Annotated in this window: 3 protein-coding genes and 2 pseudogenes; all 5 read right to left on the bottom strand. The window is 67.9% G+C overall.

Annotation, left to right across the window (positions count from 1 at the left end):
• Positions 1-98, bottom strand: a pseudogene (locus Q0627_RS07125) (DNA-directed RNA polymerase subunit omega); the annotation flags it as partial.
• On the bottom strand, positions 95-709 hold the full coding sequence (gmk, locus tag Q0627_RS07120) for a guanylate kinase (RefSeq protein ID WP_291015991.1): 615 nt from the start codon (positions 707-709) through the stop codon (positions 95-97). The gene gmk and the pseudogene Q0627_RS07125, both read right to left, overlap by 4 nt.
• Complete coding sequence (gene mihF / locus Q0627_RS07115; protein WP_005181260.1) at positions 706-1020, bottom strand: integration host factor, actinobacterial type; 315 nt, start codon at positions 1018-1020, stop codon at positions 706-708. The genes gmk and mihF overlap by 4 nt, the downstream gene beginning before the upstream one ends.
• Positions 1021-1550: 530 nt before the next feature.
• Positions 1551-2423 (bottom strand): orotidine-5'-phosphate decarboxylase, encoded by an 873-nt coding sequence (gene pyrF, locus Q0627_RS07110; RefSeq protein ID WP_298808708.1) that lies wholly within the window; start codon positions 2421-2423, stop codon positions 1551-1553.
• Positions 2413-3081: pseudogene (gene carB / locus Q0627_RS07105) on the bottom strand (carbamoyl phosphate synthase large subunit); the annotation flags it as partial. The pseudogene carB and the gene pyrF, both read right to left, overlap by 11 nt.

Raw genomic sequence — 3081 nt, 5'->3', positions numbered from 1 at the left:
AGCAGCTCGTCGATGGGCGGGTTGGTGATGCCCAGCGGGGTGTCGTACGCGGGCGCATCCTCGACGGCCGTCAGTTCGAAATCTGTCTGGGTGCTCACGCATTCTCCTGCGATTGATGGGTCTGTCGGGATCCGACCAGTAAGGATACCAACCGTTCGGCCACCTGGTCGACTTCGGTGTTCACCAGGACGTGCTCGAACTCGTCGACTGCGTCCATCTCGGTGCGGGCGGTGGTGAGGCGTCGCTCCACGGCCTCCGGGGTCTCGGTGCCGCGACCGGTCAGTCGCTGCACCAGGACGTCCCAGCTCGGCGGGGCGATGAAGACGGTGGTGGCCTCCGGTAGCCGCGCAACGATATTGCGGGCGCCGGTGAGGTCGACCTCCACCAGCACCGGTTCACCGGCCGCCAGACGTTCCTCGACGGGCTGCGCCGGGGTTCCCGAGCGTTGCAGGCCGCCATGGATGTCGGCCCATTCCAGGAGTTGGTCCTCGGCGATCATGCGGTCGAACTCGTCGCGGGTGACAAATCGATAGTCGCGGCCGTCGACCTCGCCGGGCCGCGGATCGCGGGTGGTGGCCGACACGCTGAAGAACAGGTCCGGCAGCAGTTCACGGACCCGGCGGACCACCGTGGACTTGCCGACGGCCGAGGGGCCGACCAATACGATCAGTCGGCCCCTCGGGCGGTCGGTGCTGCTTGCAGCGCTCAGGAGCTGAACCTCTCCAGCAGAGCCTTGCGCTGACGATCGCCGAGGCCGCGCAGGCGACGGGTCGGAGCGATCTCCAGTTCGGTCATGATCTCCTGCGCCTTGACCTTGCCGACCTTCGGCAGAGCTTCGAGCAGCGCCGAGACCTTCATCTTGCCGAGGATCTCGTCGGTCTCGGCGTCCTTGAGCACCTGCTGCAGGTCGGTGCCGCCGCGCTTGAGACGCTCCTTGAGCTCGGCGCGGGCCTTGCGGGCGGCAGCAGCCTTCTCCAACGCGGCAGCGCGCTGCTCGGGGGTCAACTGGGGAAGGGCCACGGGTTCCTCCGTCTTTCGTGTCTTCGTGTGGACTGTCACCGTCACCCCGCTGTGCGGGCTGTGGTGATCGCGGTCGCCCGATGCGGGACCCGAGATCGTTACCTGACCTGCGGGTCTCGCCATTTGGTGCGGCGAATGCGACCGTACCCACGTGAGCTGGCATTTGCGAGTGCCACCCCCACAAAACCCCAGGAACTCGATGATGTAGGGACGTTCGGCCCCATGTCGGACCGGCTCGGCCGGCTGTCGTCGTCCGTGTCGGCCCGTTGTCGCCCGCGCTCAGGAACACCGCAGGTCAGAGCTCTTTCGCAGGCTTCAGGAGGCGGTACGGACCTCAGCCTGAAACCGTGGCGATGTGTCGGAAGTGACGCGAGTGACAACGGGCCGAAATCGCCGCATCTGAATCGCCGTTTGCGCGTGTCGCCACACGGAACGCGTCAGTCGGCCCGAGCTCTCGGCACCGCACATGCCCGACGCGGACAGCCCCACGGCACGACAGGACCGCGGGGCTGTGACAGGACGTAGACTGGTCAGTCAGCGGGTCGCAGAGCCGCCTCGATATCGTCGCGGACGGACTCGCAGGCCGCGCGCAGCGCCGCGACATCGGGCCCCTTGCCGAGAAGCCCGCGCGAGCTGGCGGGCAGCAACCAGCAGGTGTCGGCTCCGGAGAACACCTCCGGGATGTCGGCGGCGGTCGCGCCCTGGGCTCCGAGACCCGGGGACAGGATCGGCCCGTTCAGCGCGGACAGGTCGAGACCGTGTGAGCGGGTAGCGCCGACCACCAGGCCGACGGTCGCGGCGCCGTTCGCGTTCTCGGCGGCGGCGTCGTCGACGATCGCCTGGGCGACGGTCCGGCCGTCGGGCACGTGCGCCGTCTGCACCTGACCACCCTCGGGGTTGGAGGTGCGGGCCAGGACGAACACTCCCCTGCCAGAGACGTGTGCGAGGTCGACGGCCGGCCGCAACGATTCGAATCCGAGGTACGGCGAGATGGTCACCGCGTCGGCGCACAGCTGCGACGAGTCGTCGAGCCAGGCGGTGCTGTACGCGGCCATCGTGGAGCCGATGTCGCCGCGCTTGGCGTCGGCGAGCACCAGGGCCCCCCGCTCACGACAACCCGCGATGACCCGTTCGAGTACGGCGAAACCAGCCGCACCGAACGGCTCGAAGAACGCGACCTGCGGTTTGATCACCGCCGCCACCGGACCGAGCGCCTCGATGCAGATGTCGGCGAAGCGGGACAGACCGTCGGCGTCGACGGTCAGTCCCCACTCGGTCAGCAGCGCGGCGTGCGGGTCGATCCCGGCGCAGAACCGTCCACGCCGGGCGACCGCATCGAGATACCTCGCGCCGAAACCGATTGATGCCGAATCTGTTGTCCGAGTGACGGTCTCACCGTGCATCGATAAGCGCTCCGTGTCTGCTCTGGATCGATTCGACACCCATCGCACCGTTGATGGCTGCCTCGATGCCCTGGACCGCCGCACTGGCACCCTGCACCGTGGTGATGCACGGAATGCTCTTTGAGACTGCGGCGCTGCGGATCTCGTATCCGTCGACGCGCGGTCCCGAGTTGCCGTAAGGGGTGTTGATCACCATCGCGACCTCGCCGGCCTTGATCTTCTCGACGATGTCCTGCTCACCCTCGACCGCCTCGAAATGCTTGCGGACGGTGGTGCAGGTGATTCCGTTGCGGCGCAACACATCCGCGGTGCCCTCGGTGGCCAGGATGGTGAATCCGAGGTCGGCGAGATGCTTGACCGGAAAGATCAGCGCCCGCTTGTCCTTGTTGGCCACCGACACGAAGATCGCGCCCGAGGTGGGCAGCGAACCGTAGGCTGCGGACTGCGACTTGGCGAACGCCTTACCGAAGTCGGAGTCGATCCCCATGACCTCACCGGTCGACTTCATCTCCGGGCTCAGCAGGGTGTCGACGCCGGTGCCGTCCTCGCGGCGGAACCGGTTGAACGGCAGTACCGCCTCCTTCACCGCGATCGGCACGCCGGCGGGGGCCGCCCCCCCCTCCCCGGGGGGCGGGAGAAACCCCTGCTCCCCCCACCG

It is taken from the genome of uncultured Gordonia sp. (assembly GCF_937858515.1).
GTDB lineage: Bacteria > Actinomycetota > Actinomycetes > Mycobacteriales > Mycobacteriaceae > Gordonia.
Note: the sequence above shows the minus strand (reverse complement) of the source record. Positions and strands in the feature narration are given on the sequence as shown.

What these genes read in the sequence shown, in the direction of transcription:
- pyrF (WP_298808708.1), bottom strand. Translation starts at nt 2,423, where the DNA reads ATGCACGGTGAGACCGTCACTCGGACAACAGATTCGGCATCAATCGGT.